Here is a 21862-nt window from a genome sequence, read left to right as displayed (position 1 = left end):
ATTTTCCAATTTACAGCTTTTATATTTATGCTTTCTGTGCTATAATATACAGGTGCTTTGCCAAAAAGCAGCTGTAAAATTAAGGAGTGTGTACAACTTTGGATAAGTTTGTAATAAACGGCGGTATCCCTCTGCACGGAGAAGTAACGATCAGCGGCGCAAAAAACGCCGCGGTTGCGCTTGTTGCCGCAACTATTCTGTGTGACGAGCCCTGTGTGCTTGAAAACGTTCCCGAAATAAGCGATATAACCATCTGCATGAAGATCCTTAAATCTATGGGAGCTGAAATCAGACTTATCAATAGAAATACAGTTTATTTTGATACCAGAGGAATAACGGTTCCGAGAGTTCCGTATGAGCTCGCGCGTTCAATGAGAGCGTCAACCTATTTTCTGGGAACGCTGCTGGGACGCTTTCACGAAGCGTATGTGGCTATGCCGGGCGGCTGTGATTTGGGCGACAGACCTATCGACCAGCACCTGAAAGCCTTCAGATGTCTCGGAGCTTCCGACGATATAGAAAACGGCGAGGTTCACTGCACAGCCGAAAGACTTATCGGTTCTCAGATATATTTTGACTTCAATACCGTAGGCGGTACTATAAACGCTATTATGGCTTCTGTTAAGGCGAAGGGTCTTACCATAATTGAAAACGCCGCCAAGGAGCCCCATATAGTTGACCTCGCGAATTTCCTCAACTCAATGGGCGCCGATATAAGAGGAGCGGGAACAGATGTAATAAAAGTGCGTGGCGTTGATTACCTCAAGGGCATAACTTACGGCATTATTCCGGATCAGATAGAAGCCGGAACCTATATGGTTGCCGCCGCCGCCACAAAGGGCGACGTTTTAATCAAGAACATTATCCCCAAGCACCTTGAATCAATTACCGCAAAGCTGAGAAAGGTCGGAGTTACCGTTATAGAAAACGATGAGAGCGTCAGGGTTTTTATTGACGGACCTCTTATGAAAACCTCGCTTAAAACCATGCCGCACCCTGGTTTTCCTACTGATATGCAGCCGCAGTTTTCCACCCTGCTTACTCTGGCGGAGGGTACAAGCATAGTTACGGACGACATTTTTGACAATCGTTTCAGATACGTTTCCGAGCTGAGAAGAATGGGAGCGGATATTTCGGTTGACGGAACGGTAGCCGTTATTCAGGGCACGGGCGAGCTTAAAGGCGCTCCCGTAGTCGCAACCGACCTGAGAGCCGGCGCGGCTATGATTATTGCAGGTCTTGCCGCAAAGGGCACTACCGAAATTGAAAACATACACTACATCGAAAGAGGCTACGAGTGTATAGACCAAAAGCTAAAACAGCTCGGTGCGGATATAAAGCGCGTTCATATTTCTGAAATAAGCGCATCGCAGCTCAGCGGCTGATATAAAAATTTTCAGGATATTCGGAAGAAATCCGAAGCCTGTCAGCATAAGATAGTTTCAGGCATTAATTTTGCACAATGCGGTGAGAAAATCAGCAGATATACTGCTTATGCTGAAACTTCAGGCTTTTGATTTGTCCCGGACGTCCTGTTTTAATTATACGCGGCAGGAATTGTGATTCAGGAGGTTTGCTGATGAACAATACAGAAACTCTTTTTATTTCTGATCTCGACGGAACCCTGCTGGATAACTCCGCCAGGCTCAGTGAAGAAAGCCTCAGACGGCTCAATCTCGCGGCAGAAAACGGAGCAGCTTTTACTGCCGCTACCGCAAGAACGCTGGCGTCAAGCGGAGTAATACTGAAAGGTCTTACGCTTGATTTTCCTGTAATTTTAATGAACGGCGTTCTGATATACGACTTCAAAGCCGGAAAATATATCCGCAAAGCGCTGCTTGATCAAGATACAGTAAGGAATATCATAGCGCTTCTGCGCAGCTGCGGCTTAGACGCGTTTATGTATACTGTAGAGGACACGGCTATGCATACCTATTATGAGCGTATTTCAAGCGGAGCAATGCAGGATTTCTATAATGAACGAAAGATAAAATACTATAAGTCCTTTTCCCGTACCGATGACTTTTGCTCGTTATGCCGCAAGGACATAATTTATTTTACAATAATAGATTCATACGAACGGCTTCTGCCGCTTTACCGCGGAGCCCAGCAAATTAAAGGAACAGAGGTTACTTTCTACAGCGACCGCTATTCCGACGGGCTGTGGTATATAGAAATTTTCTCCTCGGCGGCTTCAAAAAAGAAAGCGGTTCAGTTTTTGCGTAAGCTTATCAGACCGAAAAAAATAATCTGCTTCGGAGATAATCTTAACGATCTGCCTATGTTTGAAGAAGCAGATCACTCCGTTGCGGTAAAAAACGCCGTTACGGCGGTAAAGGAACAGGCTGACGAAATAATAGGCGCAAATACCGAAAACTCAGTAGCAAAATATATTTATGAGAAATCAATATGAAACGGAGGAGGCCCGCGGCTCAAGGCTGCGGACAAAATCGCATGGCAAGGTTTTACCCGCTGTTTTCCTCAAGCAAGGGAAACTCGTCTTACATAGGAAATGAAAACTCAGGAATACTTATTGACGCAGGCGTTTCCTGTAAACGTCTTGTAGGCGCTCTTGAAAACAACGGTATCTCTCCCGAAGCGGTTCAGGCCGTTTTTATCACCCATACTCATTCAGACCATATCGCGGGACTTAAAATCCTTACTAAAAAATACAGTATTCCGGTCTATGCCCAGACGGTAAATCTTGAAATACTTGCCTCCTCGGACAAGGTTGCGGCGGACGCCGCAATGTATTCGGTGGATAACAGAGATATTGAAGTCGGAGGGTTCTGCGTCAGCAGCTTTGAAACTCCTCATGACGCCCCCGCAAGCTGCGGATACCGGATAGTATGCCCTGACGGAAAGGTCATCGTTACCTGCACCGATCTCGGAGAAATAACTCCTGAGGTAGACAGAAAGCTGACCGGAGCCGACATGGTTCTTCTGGAATCAAACTATGACGAAAAAATGCTGAGAAACGGCTCGTATCCGTATACTCTTAAGCAGAGGATCGCCTCCTCTCACGGTCATCTGTCAAATTCGGACTGCTCAAGACAGCTGAAAAAGCTGATCGAAGGCGGAACCTGCCGGTTCGTTCTGGGTCATCTGAGCCAGGAAAACAACACCGCCTTTATAGCGGAAAGCTCGGCGGTAGACTTTCTGAACGAATTTAGACGAAACAGCGACTATCTGCTGGATATCGCCTCGCCCGACGGCTGCGGAATGGCGGTGGCGTTTTGATAAGAATCAATCTTGTAACCGTAGGAAAGCTGAAAGAAAAATACTGGCGCGACGCCGCAGCAGAATATTCAAAGCGGCTAAGACCCTTCTGTCAGCTGGAAATAATAGAGCTTGCCGAAGCAAGGCTGCCGGATTCTCCGTCGGAAAAGGAAACAGCCGCAGCGCTTTTAGCCGAGGCCAAGTCCATTGAAGCGTATATCGGCAGAAAAGGCGCATTTAACGTTGCCATGTGTATCGAGGGCGGACAGCTTTCAAGCGAAGGGCTTGCCTCAAAGATAAACGAATGCGCGTCCAACGGCTTTTCAACCGTAAACTTTATTATCGGTTCTTCCTTCGGAATAAGCGGGGACATAAAAAATAAAGCTCACCTCAGACTTTCCATGTCTGAAATGACCTTCCCTCATCAGCTTGCAAGAATAATGCTGCTGGAACAGATATACCGCAGCTTCCAGATTTCAAATCATACTAAATATCATAAATAATCGCGGCTGAGGCTTTCCCTGATCAGCTCAGGCTGCGCCTTGACAGCATAAAAATATCGGGCGGTTCCTGACCTCCCGATATTTTTATTTATAGATTTACCGCTGATTTCCATAACTCGTTTTATCAAGACACAGCTTTTTCAGATAAAACTTACAGACAATCCAAACGGCGCAAATAAAGCCTTTACCTTGCATTTAAAGCAAGAGCATTACTGTATAATTACTGAGCAACTCCGTGCTTTACCCTGTCCTCAACCTCGCTGCGCTTTGCGTTGTTGAAACGGTCGATGGTTCCCACAAGATATCCTGTGATCCTGCGAATTCTCTGGAAAGGAACGTCTGCAAAATGATACTGAATATCAACAAAGTCGCCGTCAACATTAAGCTCTATACCCTCGATAGTTTTTTCCGGATAAAGCTCATGAGCTCTTGTTATGTACGCGTTTATCTCAGCCTGCGAAAGCTCGCCGTTATTTACTTTTACATCAACCATTTTTCTAACCTCTTTCACTCATAATATCAATCTGCGGATTTCAACCCAGATCCGCTGTCTTTCATAGCACTTATTGTACTGTATTTAGTATTATACCACTATATCTTGTGTCTGTCAATAGCCTGTTTGTCATTTTACGCACTATTTTTTTGTGTACATTTCACATTTGGTTAAGCGCGGAAACAATAATTGCGTTTTCACAGCCTTTTTCTTACTATATCAAATGTAAACTCATACTTAATAAATATCGTACAAATTCCGTAAATGCACCTGTTCGTCTTGAATAAATAGAAAAATGTGATATAATATAAACATATTAAAGCTGATATTCGGAAACGGCAGGTGAGATCGTGGCTGAAGAAAACAAATTAAAAAAGCTCCGCAACCGGCTTATTGCCGTCTACACAATACTGGGAATAATTCTGTCCGCGGCGGCAGGCTCTCTGATAATCTGCAACAGTAATCAATCGCTTGAAGCACAGCTTGAAAATCACACGCTTTCGCTTGCCTCTCAATACAGAAAAAGCATGAACAGCTTTCTGCTGAGAATAGAGAAGGCGGGAACCTCTATATTTGAGGACGACGAGACTATTGCCTACTATCCGCCGGAAAACGGCGTCAAGACCTTTGAGGAGCTTCAACAGGAGCAACAGCTCACTGATAAAATGATATCATTAAGCCTGATGGAAAACTATTGTGATTTCGGAATAATCTATCGAAACGGAGAAAGCGCCGGCAAAATATCGGACGGAACCTCTGATATTTTCGGACCGTCTATGTTTGAAGCTTTTTACGGTCATATTGAGAAAAATTCCGACAGCGTCTGGATATCGGAACACAACAGCCGGTTCAGCAGACTATATTACATCAAAAAGATAAACGAAAACGCTCTGCTGCTTACCTCGGTTTATACTACCGAGCTCGATACGGTATTTCAAAGCGCCGATTCGGAAAGCCGGGATATGATATACCTTATTGACAGCAGCGGAAACGTTATTTATTCCTCTGAAAACGCTTCAGAGCAAATCGGGGACGTCCTTCCGGAAAATATGTCGTTTCTTACCGAGAATAGCGAAAGCATTATTTTTTCCCGCGACGGTCTTATCGGCGCGTTGGCGGAATGCAGCGCCGGCTGGAAAGTAATAAGCTGTGCTGAAGCGGACGGTATTTTTAACGGAAAAGCAAATGCAGGAGCTTTCATATTAGCCTTTTTCTCCGTTTCTGCTGTAATTCTTATTTTCTCAGGCTATATTGCCTCGATGAAATATACCTCTGAAGCTGATAAAAACAAAGGGCTGTTCGACAGCGAGGAAGTGGATACCGTTACCGGACTTCTTAACGGAATGGCCCTTGAAGAAGAAATATCCGACCGTATAGAAACCTGTCTGCCCGGAAGCACATACGCGTTCATTCTTATAAGGATAAAAGATTTTGACGAAATAAAAATGCGTCTGGGCTGCGACTACGCCAACGAGGCTCTGAAGAAAACAGGAGATCTGATAAGCGCCTCGTTCGGTTCCGACGATATAATCGGAATCAATGAACAAGACGAATTTACAGTGTTTGCTGATTTTTCGGATTTTGATCTTTTTAAGGCGCACAGCACGCTTAAAGCCAGATGCGATTCGCTCTGCACAAGCTTTAAAGGCTTTTTTGCCGGAGAAAATCAGGAGCATAAGCTGTACTTCGCCGTTGGCGTATGCGTTTACCCGGACAGCGGAAAGACTTTTGACGAGCTTTACAAATGCGCTGCAAAGGCTCTCAGCCTGTCATTGAAAGCAGAAAAGGACAGCTGCGTCTACTATGAATCCATAAACAAGCATACGGACAGAAAATAACTGTCCGGTCATCCTGTAAGAAAGGAAGCATGAAAAATCCTATGAAACACCGCCAAAAATCCATGCTTGCTATGTCGGCAGCGGCTGTAATATGCCTCTCCTCCTGCTCGGGAGAAACGGAAATAAAGCTTGCGGGACAGCCCTGTGAAATATATTTTTCCTGGTGGGGAAAGGATATAAGACACAGTTATACCATAGACGCTATCAGATATTTTGAAAATCAGAACCCGGATATTGACGTTATTCCGGAATATAATGAATGGACCGGCTTCGAGAGACGTATGGCTATCGAGCTTTCCTCACGCACCGAAGCCGACGTAATGCAGATAAATTACGACTGGCTGTATAAGTATTCCGCTGACGGACAAGGCTTTTACGACCTTAACGAGCTGAGCGACTATATCCGGCTGGAAAACTTCAGCGAAGAGGCGCTGGCTTTCGGAACCGTCGGAGGGAAGCTGAACGGAATCCCCACGGCGCTTAACGCTCAGACTATGTTTTACAATAAAACTATATACGACAAATATGGTCTGGAGCTGCCGAAAACCTGGGACGACCTTTTCAAGGCGTCCGAAGCGATGTCCGCTGACGGTATCTATCCTATGGAGCTGAACTTAAAGCAGCTGTGGCTGTCCTCCGTCGCATACGAGGAACAGCTTAGCGGAATAGAATTTGCGGACGAAAACGGCAGGCTTAACTTTACGCGGGAAAATATCGCAGATATGCTTTTATTCTATAAATCGCTTGTAGACGGCAAGGTAACAAAGCCCGTTGAGGAGCTTGACAAAAACGATTTTATAAACGGAAAGAGCGCGGGAACGATGTACTGGATATCGGACGCTGAATATTACTGCGTTCCCGCTCAGGAAAACGGATATACGATAGTCGCCGGAGATTATCTGACTATGGACAATGCAAAGCTTACCGGCTGGTACGCCAAGCCTACCGCGCTTTACGCCATAAAACGTGATACCGAAAACCCTGAGGCTGCGGCAAAGCTTCTGGATTTTCTGGTAAGCAGCGAAGAAACGGCGTCGGTTCAGGGACTTGAAAAAGGCGTTCCGATAAGCCGCTCCGCCTTGGAGGTCCTTGAAGCCAACGATATGCTTGAAGGAATACAGTATGAGGCTAATGAAAGGCTTGTTCAGAATTCGGGCAAAATCAGCTGTATAAATCCGGCGCTTGAAAATTCCGAGCTTATAGACGCGTTTAAGTCCGCATTTGACGAAATTTATTACGACGGAGCCGATACAGTCGAGGTAAGCGAAAAGCTGTACGCTCTGTTTTTGCAGATAACAAACTCCGACGGCTGAAACAACGGAAACGGGTGATATTATGTCAGAGCTTCAAAGAATGATCGATGAAAGTTACAGAATAGTTTTTTTCGGAGGAGCGGGAGTTTCCACTGAAAGCGGTATTCCCGATTTCCGTTCGGCAGACGGGCTTTATAACCAGAAATACGACGTCCCGCCGGAAACCATGCTAAGCAGAACCTTTTTTGACAGCCATACCGAAAAATTCTACGATTTTTACCGTGACAAAATGCTGTGTCTTGACGCGAAGCCCAACGCCGCGCATTATAAGCTTGCCGAGCTTGAAAAACGCGGCAGGCTGGCTGCCGTAATAACTCAGAATATAGACGGACTTCATCAGGCCGCCGGCAGCCGGAACGTACTGGAGCTTCACGGATCGGTGCACAGAAATTACTGTATGAAATGCGGAAAGCTTTACACAGCCCGATACATATTAAACTCTTTCGGTGTGCCACGCTGCTCCTGCGGCGGAATAATCAAGCCCGACGTGGTGCTTTATGAGGAGCAGCTTGACAGCGATACAATTGACAAAGCTATTGCCGCGATTTCTCAAAGCGATACAATGATAATTGCCGGCACCTCTCTTACCGTTTATCCCGCCGCCGGAATGGTAAGATATTTCAGAGGAAAAAACCTTATACTGATAAACCGTGGTACAACCCCTATGGATTCCGGCGCCGACCTTGTGATTCACGAGCCTGTAGGGAAAGTGCTGAAAAGCGTTAGTGTGTAAAATTATTCTGCCAATGTTGACAAATCCGTCACGATGAAGTACAATAAAAATCAGAATCTGAAAGGAGTAGCTCTTGACCGAGCGGTTTAATTATGTCTAAGATTTGCAAATCATGCGGAAGCTATTATGACGGCGATTTCTGCACAAAGTGCGGCTACGGAAAGCAGACAAAATCCAAAGCCCTGGAAAAATATAAAAAGTTCACTAAGCCGGAAAGATTTATGACCGACGAAGAGAAAAAGGAATTTTATGACCGTCAGCGTGAAAAGAACAAACAGAAAGCGCAGGGAAAGTATACCGATCCCCACGCCAGAAGAAACGCTCTTATTATTATAGCGTTTATCGCTGTCGTAGTGGTCGGCGCCGTTCTTATTAAAAACGGAACGCTGTTCAGCAGCAATAAAACAGACGTGATAAATCAGTATTTCTCCTCCCTGAGCCAGCGGGATTTTGACAGCTTTATAAAATGCTTCCCGTCTGAAATGAAAAAGGAGTATGAGGATGAGCGGGAAACTCTGGGCTATGGTAAAGAGGAATATATGCGCGAATTTCTCAAGGACTTTACTGAAGAATACGGAGAGGGCTTTTCAATAACCGTGTCCTGCGGAAAGGAAACTGTCCTTGAGGATTTCAGTCTGTCAGAGTACAAAAGCAAATACGGCTCAGCGCCGTCGGTAAGCGAAGCGTATTCGGTAGTGGCGGACGTTACGTTTTCAGGAGCAAAGAAAACCGACAACTTCCGATATAACTGCTATGTAGGAAAGGTCAGAGGGAAATGGAAGCTTTTCAATCTTGAATATTCAGCAGGAATAATCGATCCTACAATGGAAATAGAGAATCCGGAGCAGTATGCGGACAGCTCCTCCCTTTCAGAAGAAACAAATTCGGCTGAAGCTCAATAAACTACGTTAACCGCATAGTCTGCAATAAAAATACAAACGGACGGGCATATGAATGTCCGTCCGTTTTTGCTATATCAGATTTTTCATTATTTGCTCGACTATGCCTAAAGGAGTTCCTGAGCCGTCAACGGCCGCCCGGGAATTTTTCATATAAAGCGGTCTGCGGTATTCAAACCTTTCCAAAAGCTGTTCTTTGGTGGAATTATATGCTATAGGACGGTTCTTGTCGCCTTTTATCCTTCCGTAGCATATCTCAAAGGGCGTGTCAATAAATATCGCAGTACCGTTATTTGCGGCAGTCTGAGCGTTTGCGTCAGAAAGCAGAGCCCCGCCGCCCGTCGCTACGACGCCTCCCGCCGCGCCCAGCTCCTCCAGAGCCTCGGTTTCAGCCGCGCGGAAATGATCCTCGCCGTACTTTTCAAAAATCTCAGGGATCCTCAAGCCCTCTTTTTTTTCTATGTAAGTATCAAGATCCGTAAATCCCGTACCCAGACGTTTGGCAAGCAATCTCCCTATAGTGGACTTTCCGCAGCCCATAAAGCCGCAAAGATACACCGTTTTTCTGTTCATAGGCTTCACTTCCGTTACAATTTGAAATTCTTTTCAACAGCGTCTTCCATTTCTTCAATTATCGACTGAACCTCGCTGTCGGAATAACTGTCACCGTCCCATATCTGGTGCGCCGAAACCGCCTGCCATACCAGCATAGCCATTCCTCCCGCCGCTTTTTTCCCAAGCGCCTTCGCCTTGCGGACAAGCGCCGTTTCACGGGGATTGTAAATAAGATCAAACACCGCGCCGCTTGCCCTGATTATACCGTCGCCAACCGGGCAGCCGTCAACTTTGGGATACATTCCGACGGGACAGGCGTTTACAAGCAGGTCATAATGCTTCGTATCGTCAATTTTATCCATAGTCACAATGGTTATTTCAGCGTCCGGCTTCATAGCGTATATTTCCTTCTCAGCCTGAACGGCAAGCGGCAGATCGCTTTCCAGCACGGCAATGCTAAGATCGGCTCCTGCCAGAGCAGACTCGATAGCTATCATTCTTCCGACTCCGCCGCAGCCAATAAGCAAAACTCTGCCCGAAAGCCTGACGCCCATAGCTCTTACAGTATGCAGAAATCCGTCGCAGTCGGTATTATATCCGGTAAGCACGCCGTTCTTATTGTCAACGCAGTTTACTGAATTGTATCTCTTTGCCGATTCGTCCAGCCTGTCAAGATATTTTATTATCCCGACCTTGTGAGGGATAGTTATATTATATCCATTCAGCGAATTAAGGTATTTCGCCGTCTGAACAAGACCTTCGGCGGTAGCCTCAACTATTTCATACTGATACTCCCGGTCTTTCAGTTCAAAAAGCCTGGCATGAATAGGCGGCGACATCGTGTGCTTCAAAGAGCCTCCTAAAATAGCGTATTTTCTTGACATTGTATATTCATTTTCCCCAAAGGGAAAATGCACCTCCTTCCGATACTTTGCTTTATTGTAAGCATAATGCGGAAATAACTCCGTACTTCTATTCTAAGGCAGCGCAGGTCAGCGGCATTGCCTTAAATAACATAATCCGACGCGAGGGATTTCTGATATTCCACCAGATCCTCCAGCGTAATTGAATCTACCACTCCGTTGATCGCCTCATACAGTTTCTCCCACACCATGAGAGTAGCGCATTCATTCCTGCGTTCACAGGTATTGACATTGTCGTCAAGACAGGCGACCGGCGCAAGGCTTCCCTCGGTCAGGCGCAGAACCATTCCGACGGTATAGCTTTTTACCGGATGCGCAAGCTTATAGCCTCCTCCGGCACCCCGGACGCTTTTAACATATCCTGCCCGTCCAAGCACAGAAATTATCTGTTCAAGATATTTATCCGAAATCGACTGGCGCTTAGCTATATCCTTTATCGGAATATAGCTTCCGTCGTCATGCATTGCAAGGTCAAGCATAAGTCTAAGCGCGTATCTTCCCTTTGTGGAAATTTTCAAGATAATCATCCTTTCTTTTTTGTCGGCAAGCTGTTTTTACATCATACATACCTGTTAGTCAGCCGCGTCGAAAATCAATCTCAGGAATTGGCCCTTATAAAGCTTGTTACAAACTCAAATATTATCATGATAAAATAAATAAGAATAAACACATTTGAAAATACCGCGCCGTAACGCTGGGACGAGGTCATCGCATAGGCTCGGTCATTATTAAATTTAAGCCTCCAGCCGCTTGTAAACAGCACATAAACTCCCATGAAGATCACCAGTATTTCAAACGCCATATATATTTCCTGAGCGTACGCCCAGCCGTAAACATCAGCAAAATCCATAAAGCTGGCGAATATATTATTTACGATATGAATAATGATCGTAGGTATGATCGAGTTGCATTGAATAGCAACCGCTCCGAATATCAGAGCGCTGGCAAAGGCAGAAGCAGCCTGAGGAATATTTCCGTGCATAAGTCCGAATATAAGCGCGGAGAAAAACACAGCCATAAATTTTCCGAACGGCTTTAACAGCGTAAGTATTATGCCTCTGTAAATTATCTCTTCTGCAACAGGACCGAGAATTATAACATACGCTATTTGCAGTATCACCGCAGCAGCGCTCGGCTGTCTTATGGACAGATCGCTTTCCGGAACGGTTATTCCCATCTGTCCCATATAAAATGTAAAATAGGCGATTATAATGCTGACCAGAACGTTCAGCGTCAGGCAAAGCGGAAACCATTTTGCCGCCTGAGCAGTATGTTCCTTTTTCGGCTTCATCATCTCCGAAAAATCTATTTTCATGACAAAACGCGCGATAATAAGAATAACCGCAAGGCTTGAAAAGATAATAAATAAATTTCCCGCCATTGAAAAGACGGACGAGCTTATAAGTTCCCGCTGCTGAGCTAGGTATTCCTTGGCAGCTGCCACGCTCAGCACTATCCTGCCGTTTTTATACGCGTATACTATAAGATAATATACGTTCAGGAACAGAGAATTAAGCAGATTATAAACGATCAGAATTATTCCAAGCTTGGAGCAGTTTACAAACATCGCCTTTTTTTCACGCCGGCGGGCTTCTATCAGCTGATTGTAATAATCGCTCTGAAAATTTGTTCCTCCGAAATTACCGTAAAACATCAAAGTCCTCCCGAACGTTATCTCATAGATTCCACCGCCGCAAATATCCTTTGCGCGATATACGGCTTATTCATTGTGTAAAGATGTATTCCGTCAACATCGCTTGATATAAGATCGACGATCTGATCTATAGCGTAAGCGATACCGGCGTCCTCGAGCGCCTTGGGGTTGTTCTCAAAACGGTTCAGCATTTTGGCAAGCTTTTTAGGAATAGACGCTCCGCACATTGATACCATGCGCATTATTCCGCTTTTGGAGGTAACGGGCATTATTCCCGCCTCGATAGGAACATTTATCCCTGCTATCCTGCACTTTTCACGGAACTCATAAAAATCCTCATTATTGAAAAACAGCTGTGAAACAAGATGCTCCGCTCCGCAGTCAACCTTGTGCTTCAGATGAAGGATATCGGAAACCATGCTGTCGGAATCCGGGTGACACTCAGGATAGCAGGCGGCAGAAATACTGAAATCCCCTCTGGCCTTAATATAGGATACAAGCTCGTCTGCGTGCTTGAAATCATGCTTGGGAGGAACGTCAGGATTTATATCTCCCCTGAGCGCAAGAATATTTTCTACTCCCACAGTTTTTAGCTCATTCAGAATATAGTCTATATCCGCCTTGGTGTTGTTGACGCAGGTAAGATGAGCTATTGGCATTATATTATACTTATTCTTGATTATAGAACAGATCTCACAGGTGGAATTATCGGCAATATTCCCTCCGGCTCCATATGTAACGCTGATAAACGCAGGCTTCAGATCCTTTAATCCGTCGAGAGTTTCATATATGGTTTCAATGCCGCCGTTTTTTTTCGGCGGAAAAACCTCAAGGGAAAACCGAGGTCTGTGCTCCTCAAAAAGCTTAGATATTTTCATTTTCTCCGTCCTTTCATTTACATATGTACTCTCCGCAGAAAAGCATAAAATACAGTGAATATATACTGTGCATATAAAGTCTTTAAATTATATTATAGCACATTTTTAATATAAAATGCAAATCCTTCGCACCGGCATTTATTTATTAAGTGTAAATAAAAAGTATCTATTTTGTTATAGCTATTGCATTTTATCAAAAGAGATGTATAATAAAAATATAGTTAGCACTCGAACATCAAGAGTGCTAAAAATCAAAGGGAAGGTCTGATAAAAATGGAAACAAAACAGTTCAAAGCAGAATCCAAGCGTTTGCTGGACATGATGATCAATTCAATCTATACTCACAAGGAAATCTTTCTGAGAGAGCTTATCTCCAACGCCAGCGACGCTATCGACAAGCTTTATTATAAATCGCTGACAGATACCAGCGTCGGCATGAATAAGGACGATTTTGCCATTCAGCTTAAAGCGGACAAGGAAAACCGCACTTTTACAATTTCCGATAACGGAATAGGAATGACCGAAGAGGAGCTGGAAAACAACCTAGGAACTATCGCAAACAGCGGCTCTTTCAATTTTAAAAAGGATAACGAGCTTGGCGACGACGTTGACATAATCGGTCAGTTCGGCGTAGGCTTTTATTCAACCTTTATGGTTGCCAAAGAGGTTACGGTGTATACAAAGCCCTACGGCTCGGAAAAAGCATGGAAGTGGCAGTCTAACGGCGTTGACGGCTACACAGTAGAGGAATGCGGCAAGGACGGCTTCGGCACTGAAATAGTTCTTAAAATGAAGGACAACACCGACGACGAGAACTACGACAAGTATTTAGATCAATATCAGATCCAGTCGCTTGTAAAGAAATATTCCGATTATATCCGCTTTCCTATTAAAATGGACGTAGAGCACACCCATTATCCTGATGACGAGAATGCCGAGCCTGAAAAGCACATTGTTAATGAAACGCTCAACAGCATGACTCCCATCTGGAAGAAAAACAAAAACGAGCTGAAAGATGAGGATTACAACAACTTCTATACTGAAAAGTTTATGGATTATATGCCTCCCCTTGCTCACATTCACAGCAAAAACGAAGGTATCGCCACTTTCGACGCGCTGCTTTACATTCCTTCAAAGGCGCCCTTCGACTATTATTCTAAGGACTATGAAAAAGGACTTCAGCTTTATTCCAGCGGAGTTTTGATCATGGAAAAATGCGCGGATCTGCTGCCGGATTATTTCAGCTTTGTAAAGGGACTTGTGGATTCCGAGGATCTGTCGCTCAACATATCGAGAGAGCTTTTGCAGCACGACAGACAGCTTAAGATAATTGCCAAAAACGTAGAAAAATCCATTAAAAACGAGCTTGCAAAAATGCTTAAAAACGACCGCGAAAAGTATCTTAAATTCTATGAAACCTTCGGACTTCAGTTCAAGTTCGGAATTTATCAGTCCTACGGCGCAAGCAAGGATACTTTGCAGGATCTTCTTATGTGGCCGTCCTCCTTTGACGGCAAGAACGTAACTCTTGAAGAGTACGTTTCAAGAATGAAGGAAGACCAGGAGGAGATTTATTACGCCTGCGGAGAAAGCATTGCCAGAATCGAAATGCTGCCGCAGCTGGAAAGAGTAAAGGACAAGGGCTTTGAGGTGCTCTACTTTACTCAGGATGTTGATGAATTTGCTATCAAGGTCATGATGGAATATAAGGGCAAAAAGTTCAAATCTATCTCTGACGGCGATCTTGATCTTGAAACTGAAGAAGAAAAGGAAGAAACGAAAAAGACTGCCGAGGAAAATCAGGATATGTTCAAATTCATGACCGACGCGCTTGAGGGCAAGGTAAAGGACGTCCGTCTTTCCTCCAAGCTTAAAAGCCATCCGGTGTGCCTGTCCGCCGAGGGCAGCATTACTATAGAAATGGAAAAGGTCCTCAACTCCATGCCTCAGAACGAGGGTAAGGAAGTCAAGGCGGAAAAATGTCTTGAGCTTAACTCCTCTCACCCCGTTTTTGCAAAGCTTAAAGATCTTTATGCGAGCGACAGAGATAAGCTTAAGGATTATACCAAGCTACTCTACTCTCAGGCTCGTCTTATTGAGGGGCTGAGCGTAGAGGATCCTGTTGAATTTGCAAATCTTATCTGCGGACTTATGGTGTGATAAATAAAAGCAAATGCCGCGAAGCTTAAATCAAGCTTCACGGCATTTTTATTTTTCAGGCTTATGATGTTGTGCTGACTGTAAACACATCGGACCAATCACCCTTTTTGTTGTCGCTTCCGGGTACTTTCGTATATGCCTGAACACGGAATTTATACTGCTTATTGCTTTTCAGTCCGGAAATCTTAAGCTCCGTCGTTCCGTAAGAAACAAGCTCCAGTGTTTCCCATTCCCCTGATGAAGAGTTGTACTGCTGGACCTTATAGCCTGTGCAGTTTACCTCCTCCCAAAAAATCCGTACGGAGGTTGTTGAGCGGTTCGCCTTTGTAACCGTAACCTTTTCCGGCGCTGAAGCCGTATATTTTTCGTCCGAGGCGAAGCCCCAATAGTTTACATCTCCTACCTTTTTATAAGCCTTTACCTTATATCTGTATACTGTGCCTGACTTCAGCCCCTCGTCGCGGTATGTAAGGACGGTATTGTCCTTGATCGTTTCTATATTATCCCAAGATTTGTCTTTCTCGTTAAACCTATAAATGCGGTATCCCGTCGCGTTATCCACCTTATCCCAGTTTATACGTACAGCGTCGGTAACGGAAGTATACTCCTCCTTAAACACAGGAGTTTTAGGAACGATATCAAAGCTTTTTGTCAGCGTTCCGGTATAGTTGCCTTTTCCGGTTATCTTTACAGTGGCTGTGCCTATGGCAAAGTTAGAACTATATGAAACCATATAATCAGCGCCAACCGCAAGCTGCTTCGTTCCGTATTTCAGCGCCGGCGAAGGAGCTATCGCCGAGCCAGTATAAATATACGTTTCCTCAATATTGCTCAAGCTGAGAGATGTAATGCTTCTAGGTATGATAACAAAGGTTTTGGTTATTGTTCCCGTATAATTGCCGAGTCCGGTTATAATAATTTCGGCTTTTCCGGCGTTTACATTATCACTGTAGTAAACGGAATAGTCTGAGTCTTTTTCAAGCGCTTCCGTACCGTATTTTACAGTAACCGCAGGCAGACAGGCGTATCCGGTATATGTATAAGTAGAAGGATATGAGTAGGACAATCCGTCTGAAACGTTTCTTCTGCCGATAGTAAAGCTTCTCGTAACCTCGCCGGTATAATTTCCCGTTCCAATGACCGTTACTTCCGCCGTTCCGGCGTTGATATTATTTTTGTAAACAAGATAGTAGTCGCGTCCTGATACAAGCGTTTTTTCTTCGTTCGTGACCGTAACTTCAGGAGAAAGTGCTTTTCCGGTATAAACAAGATCATCGTCCGCTACCGAAACAGACAGCTTTTCCGCTCTTTCAGGCTTTATTTCAAAGCTTATGACAACGCTTCCCGAATATTCGCCGATGCCGGTTATAGTTGCAGAAGCAGCGCCTGCATTCACGTTATCGGAATATTCAACCTTATAATCGGTATTTACAGCAAGAAGCCTGTCGCCGTCTTTTACAGTTATCGCCGGCTCTGCGGCATTTCCGTCATACATAAATTCAGTCTGATCCAGCTCAATGTCGCAGGTTCCGATCGAAACCGCATATCTTATTACGCTTTTTACAGCTGAATTATTCAGCACGTCGTATTCGTCAGCGTCAGTAATCAAATTAAAACGGATAAACTTTTCCGACTCGTCATCGCTCAGCAGCTCCTTAACAGGTATATTGAAAACCTCTATTCCGCCGCCTGCCACTTCCGGCACGTCTATCGTTTTCAGAACCTTTCCGTTTTCGTCCTCCACAGAAAGCTCTGAACCGCTTACCGAAACATACGAATTATTTTTAACGCTTACGGTCACCGTTCCTCCGTTTCCCGCCACATACTCGTTCACTTCAACCTCAAGATCGGAAAGTCCGCAGGAAAATACGGTTTCGTTATCCTCCGGATCAGCGTCCTGAGAATTCAAAGGCAGTACGCATATCCTGTAATCTCCCGTATAGAAGGTCTTATCAGTATCAAGCAGGATCAGAATATCTTCGTCCGCTCCCGCGCGGATAACGTATGCAATATCCTTGCTGTAAACATTTTCTTCATCCTTGTATACATTTACTCTTACTCCGTTCACGGTTCTGGTTCCGTTATTTGAAACGCTGATGTACAGCGGCATCTGATAATCGGGAACCGCGTAATTGTAATCATATACGGCGTTATTTACTTTAAGATCAGTTATATCGGCATAACGGTAGCTTACGATATCAGCCTTTTCAGAAATCTCATCGCTGTTTACGTCAACCTTGTTTCTGACCATTACCGCGGTATCTCCCGCCGCGGCAAGCTGTTCAAAATAGCTGCCCGACGCCGTCGTTTCAATCACGATCGGCTCGCTCCAGCCGTTTTCGTAGGTGACAAGCATAAGATCTGTCGAACAGTCATTGCGTGACGTATAATATATCCTTCCGTCTGTAATTACATAATCCGAAGCTACACTGTAATCCGCCCCGTCTATGGCATAATCACTGATTCCGGAAATATTTTCAGCGTACTTTATAAAGCCGTCCTCATACCAGGTCAGGACTTCAGATTCCATCTGCGGAAGAACCGCAAACTGCAGATTGTCAAGACATCCGCTGCCTGCTGAAACGGCTTTTGAACCGATCGCATGGATAAACAGCTCTTTATCGTCCTCCGTAATCAGATCGTTGTCACTGTCCAGAATATATGAAACGACTGCCTTTCCGTCCAGACTGCCGACTGCCAGATCCGTTATACAGCTGAGATTCTCCTCCAGCACGGCAGCCTCGCTCCAGCCGTTTTCAGAATAAACGCTGTACATTATTCTGTTCTTTCCGTTGAGTCCGAAATAATCCGAATCCGGATTTGCAGCCCACACTGCTGTAAGCGTTCCTCCGATACTTGAAACAGAGGGTTTTGAATCCATTATATCATTAGACGTAAGCTTCTCAAAGTTTTCAAATCCGCCTGTCTGCGCATTGAACCTTGCGGACACTATTTCCAGCGAAGCCGCGAAATCGCTTATTGAAGCGTCGTCGGCAAGCTGCTCTCCGGCTTCCTCATATATCAGATAAATATCGCTTCCGTCCGTATACAGACTTGCTCTGTTGTCAAGCAGATCGTTATTATCCGCTTTTTTCGGCTCAGACCATGTAGCTGTGCTTTCGTCATAAACCGAATACATAAGCACGTTTGAATTTATATCCGTTCTGCTGTTGTCCTTGTCAAGATAAACCATAAGAGTTGTTCCGCCGCAGGAAATTATCTGAGGCTGAGCGCTGGCGAGACAGCCGTTTATTATTTCTGTAAGCGAATTGTCCGCCGTTTCGTTTCCGCTGAAAACCGAGGTCGATTTATCCTTGTTCAGCGTATAGTTTTCTATATTAAACAGCGAGGACATATCATTTGAAGGCTGAACTGATTTCAGAGCGTTGACGGAGGCTGGCTCCTCGTAATTGTAAATAACAAAATCCTTGTCTGTTTTCCAGACAGGTAATTTCGCTCTAAACGGACCTACATCTACCCTCGCTCCTACCTCTGCGCCGGCAGTTATAAGGTTAAAGCCCTTTTTCGCTTCAATATAGGTTATCAGCGTTGCGCGTGTTTTCAGATTGATGTTGCCGTAAACTCCTGCGTTATAATATTTAAAACCCGGCCCAATAAACGGAATAATATTTATTGAAGTATCAATTGTAAGCTCATCGCTCCAGCCTTTAAGACTTAAACCGTACCGGCTGTCAAATTCCATGTCTTTAGTATAATTAAGGGCAAAGTCAAACCCTAATTCCATATATACAGGAACATAATCTATAAATGTAAAATTGGATATGCTGCCGGCGCCCTCAACAGTTAATACAATAGCTACGTCCATGTTTACGCTGCCATCGGAATTTACTTTTCCTTCTCCGTATCCGACAACATTTATTTTTGCTTTGTCAAACATGAGAAATTTTCCGGAAATTACGGATTTCTGAATCTCTTTATACTCAACGGAGCCTTTCAGATCGCCTATATTGACATTCAGCTTTGCACTGTTTACAAACTTCTTTGCCTCTCCAAGAGTCTTTTCCTTGTCTATATAACTATTTGATCCTCCGATTGCCACCCGAACCGTTCCATCGCCTTTATATTGTATTGTGACGGGCGAATTTGCCTGTCCAAGCGACATTTTGCTTCCGCCTATGATAGGAACATCGTCAGGGATCTGAAAATCAAGCGAACCGTCGGAAACCTCAAACATACCGTAGTCCGATTCCTGTACCTTGACAACCGTAAGCGCCAAATCGGTATAGGTAACGCTTCCGTCTGCCGACTCAACTCTTACGCTGTAATCGCTGCTTGCTTCAAGCTTATTTTCTTTCACTACAAGCTTTCCGTTCTCGTCCGCACAGCCGATTTCAACGCTTCCATCATTTGCATAAAGCGTGTAATTAACAACATTCTGCTCATTTCCGATCACTTTGAACTGAAACTCTATATCATTTACATAAAAATCCGCGTCGTCCTCATTGAGCAGAATCGTCTGATTCATATTAAGTATATTTTTCATACCGTCAATCTTGACATATGCCGATTGAAGCTTATGGGGATTGTCGTCTAATTTAAACAGCATAACTGTTTCAACATTCATGCCGGTGTCCTTGTAGCTTGCCAGGTCTATTATATGAGAATAATACCCCTCCGCATTGATCTCAAGAGTCTTACTGGTATCAAGATCATATATTATTATGAATCCGTTTTCAGTTTTCTCACAGGAATCGCCGTATGTACAGCTGAAGCTTTTGATAGGATTTCCGTTTATATCGACAGCTCCTATATAAATCGAGTCCCCTTCAACCGGCTTCTCCGGCTTTTCAACGTCCGTAATCTTGAATTTAACGGTTTTCCGCGACTTGTAATCGCCCTTGAAATTTACCGTTACAGACCCTGTTCCAATATTTACGTTGTCCCTGTAGGACAAAGTATAATCGGTATTCTCCTTCAGCTCGGTATCCCCGTCCGTTACCGTTACCTCCGGCTTTATCTCGCTTCCGGTGTAGAGGTAGGAGTCCTTGTCCAGAGTTATAGTAAGCTCGTCGGGAGCGTCCGCGTTTGTAAGTCTGTAGGGGATACTATTATCCTTGGCATAGGTATGAGCATAGCTGCCTTTTTCGCAGATAAGGGTGAGGTTGGGGCATGATGAAAATGCCCAATTCCCTATGCTTGTTACACTAGATGGGATTTTTATTGTTTTTAAATTTGTGCAAGAACTGAACGCACAATTTCTTATACTTGTTACGCTATCAGGTATCGTTATTTCGGTTAAGTTTGTACAATATTCAAATGAATAATCTTCTATACTTTTTACATTACCAGGTATCGTTATCTTATTTAAACTCGTGCAACTTTGAAACGCACCTCCTCCTATTCCTGTTACACTATCCGGTATCGTTATTTCGGTTAAGCTTGTGCATTTATAAAATGCACTACCTCCTATACTTGTTACACTATCCGATATTGTTATTTCGGTTAAACTTGTGCAATTAGAAAATGCATAACCTCCTATATCTGTTACGCTGTCCGAAATTGTTATTTTGGTTAAGCTTGTGCAATTATCAAATGCTCCACTTCCTATATTTGCTACACCGTCCGATATTGTTATTTCGGTTAAACTTTTGCAACCGTTAAATGCATATACACCTATCGTTACCAACCTCCCCTCAATACTCCCCGGAATATCAAGAACGCTTGCCGAGCCGTTATAATCTATTATCTCCACCGTCCCATCGTCAAGCACTCTATACACATAATCCCCATAAGTATACGCCCCTGCTCTCATAAACAGACCGTCGAATAAGTCCGCCGGCAGGCACAGACTTCCGAAGGTCAGTATCAGCGCAAGAAACGCCGCCGTAAATCTCTTCATCTTCTGAAACTCCTTTACAATAAATTCACCCTTTCGGCTCCCGTCCGCAAAGCCGTTACTTTTCGGCATAATATCAATATTTTTCATTGATTTCATATTGATGTCGAAAATGGTCGTAATTTATTGTAACATATATATCCATAAATTGCAATAGTTTTTGATAAAAAATGCATACAATTTAATATTTCGTCATTTTAAACAAAAAACGACCTGCAAAATCAGCAATTTCACAGGTCGTTTTCTCTTTTGTCCATTTTTTATTTTATTTTCCGTACGCTACGTTCCGCGTATCCTATATATAAAACAATCGGACAGGCAAAAATTCTACGTTTTTTAACAAGAATTTTTTACAGCGTTAAAATTTCGTATATACGCACAAAAACAGCCCCGCGGTTTTGTGCTATCCGCAGAGCCGTTTCATTATTTGGCAGATTTGCTTGTAATTTTAAGTCTTGTCATGGCGCGGTTCAGCGCAGCCTGAGTATGATAATACTGTCTTATGCTCAGCTTCTGTCGCAGACGTTCTTCCGCCCGCTCCTTGGCGGCTTCGGCGCGCTTGCGGTCTATGTCCTCGGGACGCTCGACCGTATCCGCCAGTATTTTCACAAACTTAGGCATTATCTCAAGAAAGCCGTCGCTTACCGCCGCACTGTGCCATTCGCCGTCGGTTCTGAACCTGAGCTCTCCCGACGAAAGACAGCTTATCATCGGCTCGTGCCCCGGAAGTATCCCGTAAGAGCCGTCAATGCCCGGAAAGACCAGTTCCTCGCACTCGCCGCCGAAAAAATACTTGTCGCTGGCGATTATATCAAGATGAAACGTCTTGGCCATTCG

The 21862-nt window shown here is 44.3% G+C and carries 17 protein-coding genes; 9 read left to right on the top strand and 8 right to left on the bottom strand.

Features of this window, described 5'->3' with window-relative positions:
- Positions 1 to 98: 98 nt before the first annotated feature.
- The 4 genes from EIH25_RS09740 (at position 99) to rlmH (ending at position 3722) form a co-directional block, all read left to right on the top strand.
- Positions 99 to 1385 (top strand): UDP-N-acetylglucosamine 1-carboxyvinyltransferase, encoded by a 1287-nt coding sequence (locus tag EIH25_RS09740; protein WP_124100866.1) that lies wholly within the window; start codon positions 99 to 101, stop codon positions 1383 to 1385.
- 194 nt (positions 1386 to 1579) lie between these two features.
- Positions 1580 to 2413 carry a Cof-type HAD-IIB family hydrolase gene (locus EIH25_RS09735; protein ID WP_124100865.1) on the top strand — a complete coding sequence of 278 codons (834 nt, stop codon included), beginning with the start codon at positions 1580 to 1582 and terminating at the stop codon, positions 2411 to 2413.
- A gap of 41 nt (positions 2414 to 2454) precedes the next feature.
- Positions 2455 to 3240, top strand: coding sequence for an MBL fold metallo-hydrolase (locus EIH25_RS09730; RefSeq protein WP_124100864.1), 786 nt, complete (start codon positions 2455 to 2457; stop codon positions 3238 to 3240).
- Complete coding sequence (gene rlmH / locus EIH25_RS09725; RefSeq protein ID WP_124100863.1) at positions 3237 to 3722, top strand: 23S rRNA (pseudouridine(1915)-N(3))-methyltransferase RlmH; 486 nt, start codon at positions 3237 to 3239, stop codon at positions 3720 to 3722. Before EIH25_RS09730 ends, rlmH begins: the two co-directional genes overlap by 4 nt.
- Positions 3723 to 3942: 220 nt before the next feature.
- Here rlmH and nrdD read toward each other — a convergent pair whose 3' ends face one another.
- Positions 3943 to 4215 carry an anaerobic ribonucleoside-triphosphate reductase gene (gene nrdD / locus EIH25_RS09720; RefSeq protein WP_124100862.1) on the bottom strand — a complete coding sequence of 91 codons (273 nt, stop codon included), beginning with the start codon at positions 4213 to 4215 and terminating at the stop codon, positions 3943 to 3945.
- A gap of 350 nt (positions 4216 to 4565) precedes the next feature.
- Here nrdD and EIH25_RS09715 point away from each other — a divergent pair, with 350 nt between their 5' ends.
- From EIH25_RS09715 to EIH25_RS09700, 4 genes are all read left to right on the top strand, one after another.
- Complete coding sequence (locus EIH25_RS09715; RefSeq protein ID WP_124100861.1) at positions 4566 to 6053, top strand: diguanylate cyclase; 1488 nt, start codon at positions 4566 to 4568, stop codon at positions 6051 to 6053.
- Between the two features lie 41 nt (positions 6054 to 6094).
- Positions 6095 to 7366, top strand: a complete 1272-nt coding sequence (locus EIH25_RS09710) for an ABC transporter substrate-binding protein (protein ID WP_164489211.1) — start codon at positions 6095 to 6097, stop codon at positions 7364 to 7366.
- Positions 7367 to 7388: 22 nt separating this feature from the next.
- Positions 7389 to 8099: an NAD-dependent protein deacylase gene (locus EIH25_RS09705; RefSeq protein WP_124100859.1), complete on the top strand. Its 711-nt coding sequence runs from the start codon at positions 7389 to 7391 to the stop codon at positions 8097 to 8099.
- 92 nt (positions 8100 to 8191) lie between these two features.
- Entirely contained in the window at positions 8192 to 9001 is an 810-nt protein-coding gene (locus EIH25_RS09700) for a hypothetical protein (protein WP_124100858.1), read from the top strand.
- 69 nt (positions 9002 to 9070) lie between these two features.
- On the opposite strand, the gene EIH25_RS09695 is transcribed toward EIH25_RS09700, so the two are convergent.
- From EIH25_RS09695 to metF, 5 genes are all read right to left on the bottom strand, one after another.
- The gene (locus EIH25_RS09695; protein ID WP_124100857.1) at positions 9071 to 9571 is read right to left on the bottom strand and encodes a shikimate kinase; all 501 of its coding nucleotides are present in this window, start codon (positions 9569 to 9571) and stop codon (positions 9071 to 9073) included.
- Between the two features lie 14 nt (positions 9572 to 9585).
- Positions 9586 to 10437 (bottom strand): shikimate dehydrogenase, encoded by an 852-nt coding sequence (locus tag EIH25_RS09690; RefSeq protein WP_124100856.1) that lies wholly within the window; start codon positions 10435 to 10437, stop codon positions 9586 to 9588.
- Between the two features lie 122 nt (positions 10438 to 10559).
- Positions 10560 to 10994: an RrF2 family transcriptional regulator gene (locus EIH25_RS09685; protein ID WP_124100855.1), complete on the bottom strand. Its 435-nt coding sequence runs from the start codon at positions 10992 to 10994 to the stop codon at positions 10560 to 10562.
- An 80-nt stretch (positions 10995 to 11074) separates the two neighbouring features.
- On the bottom strand, positions 11075 to 12130 hold the full coding sequence (locus tag EIH25_RS09680) for a type II CAAX endopeptidase family protein (protein WP_124100854.1): 1056 nt from the start codon (positions 12128 to 12130) through the stop codon (positions 11075 to 11077).
- 17 nt (positions 12131 to 12147) lie between these two features.
- Positions 12148 to 13008: a methylenetetrahydrofolate reductase [NAD(P)H] gene (gene metF, locus EIH25_RS09675; RefSeq protein WP_124100853.1), complete on the bottom strand. Its 861-nt coding sequence runs from the start codon at positions 13006 to 13008 to the stop codon at positions 12148 to 12150.
- Positions 13009 to 13281: 273 nt separating this feature from the next.
- On the opposite strand from metF, the gene htpG reads away from it, so the two are divergent.
- Entirely contained in the window at positions 13282 to 15168 is a 1887-nt protein-coding gene (gene htpG, locus EIH25_RS09670) for a molecular chaperone HtpG (protein ID WP_124100852.1), read from the top strand.
- Between the two features lie 61 nt (positions 15169 to 15229).
- On the opposite strand, the gene EIH25_RS09665 is transcribed toward htpG, so the two are convergent.
- Both EIH25_RS09665 and atpC read right to left on the bottom strand, forming a co-directional pair.
- Positions 15230 to 21097, bottom strand: a complete 5868-nt coding sequence (locus EIH25_RS09665) for a fibronectin type III domain-containing protein (protein WP_206425702.1) — start codon at positions 21095 to 21097, stop codon at positions 15230 to 15232.
- Between the two features lie 351 nt (positions 21098 to 21448).
- Positions 21449 to 21859: an ATP synthase F1 subunit epsilon gene (gene atpC / locus EIH25_RS09660; protein ID WP_124100850.1), complete on the bottom strand. Its 411-nt coding sequence runs from the start codon at positions 21857 to 21859 to the stop codon at positions 21449 to 21451.
- Positions 21860 to 21862 lie beyond the last annotated feature (3 nt).

Origin of the sequence: Ruminococcus sp. Marseille-P6503, assembly GCF_900604945.1 — a bacterium.
In the GTDB taxonomy this organism is placed as follows: domain Bacteria; phylum Bacillota; class Clostridia; order Oscillospirales; family Ruminococcaceae; genus FB2012.
Note: the sequence above shows the minus strand (reverse complement) of the source record. Positions and strands in the feature narration are given on the sequence as shown.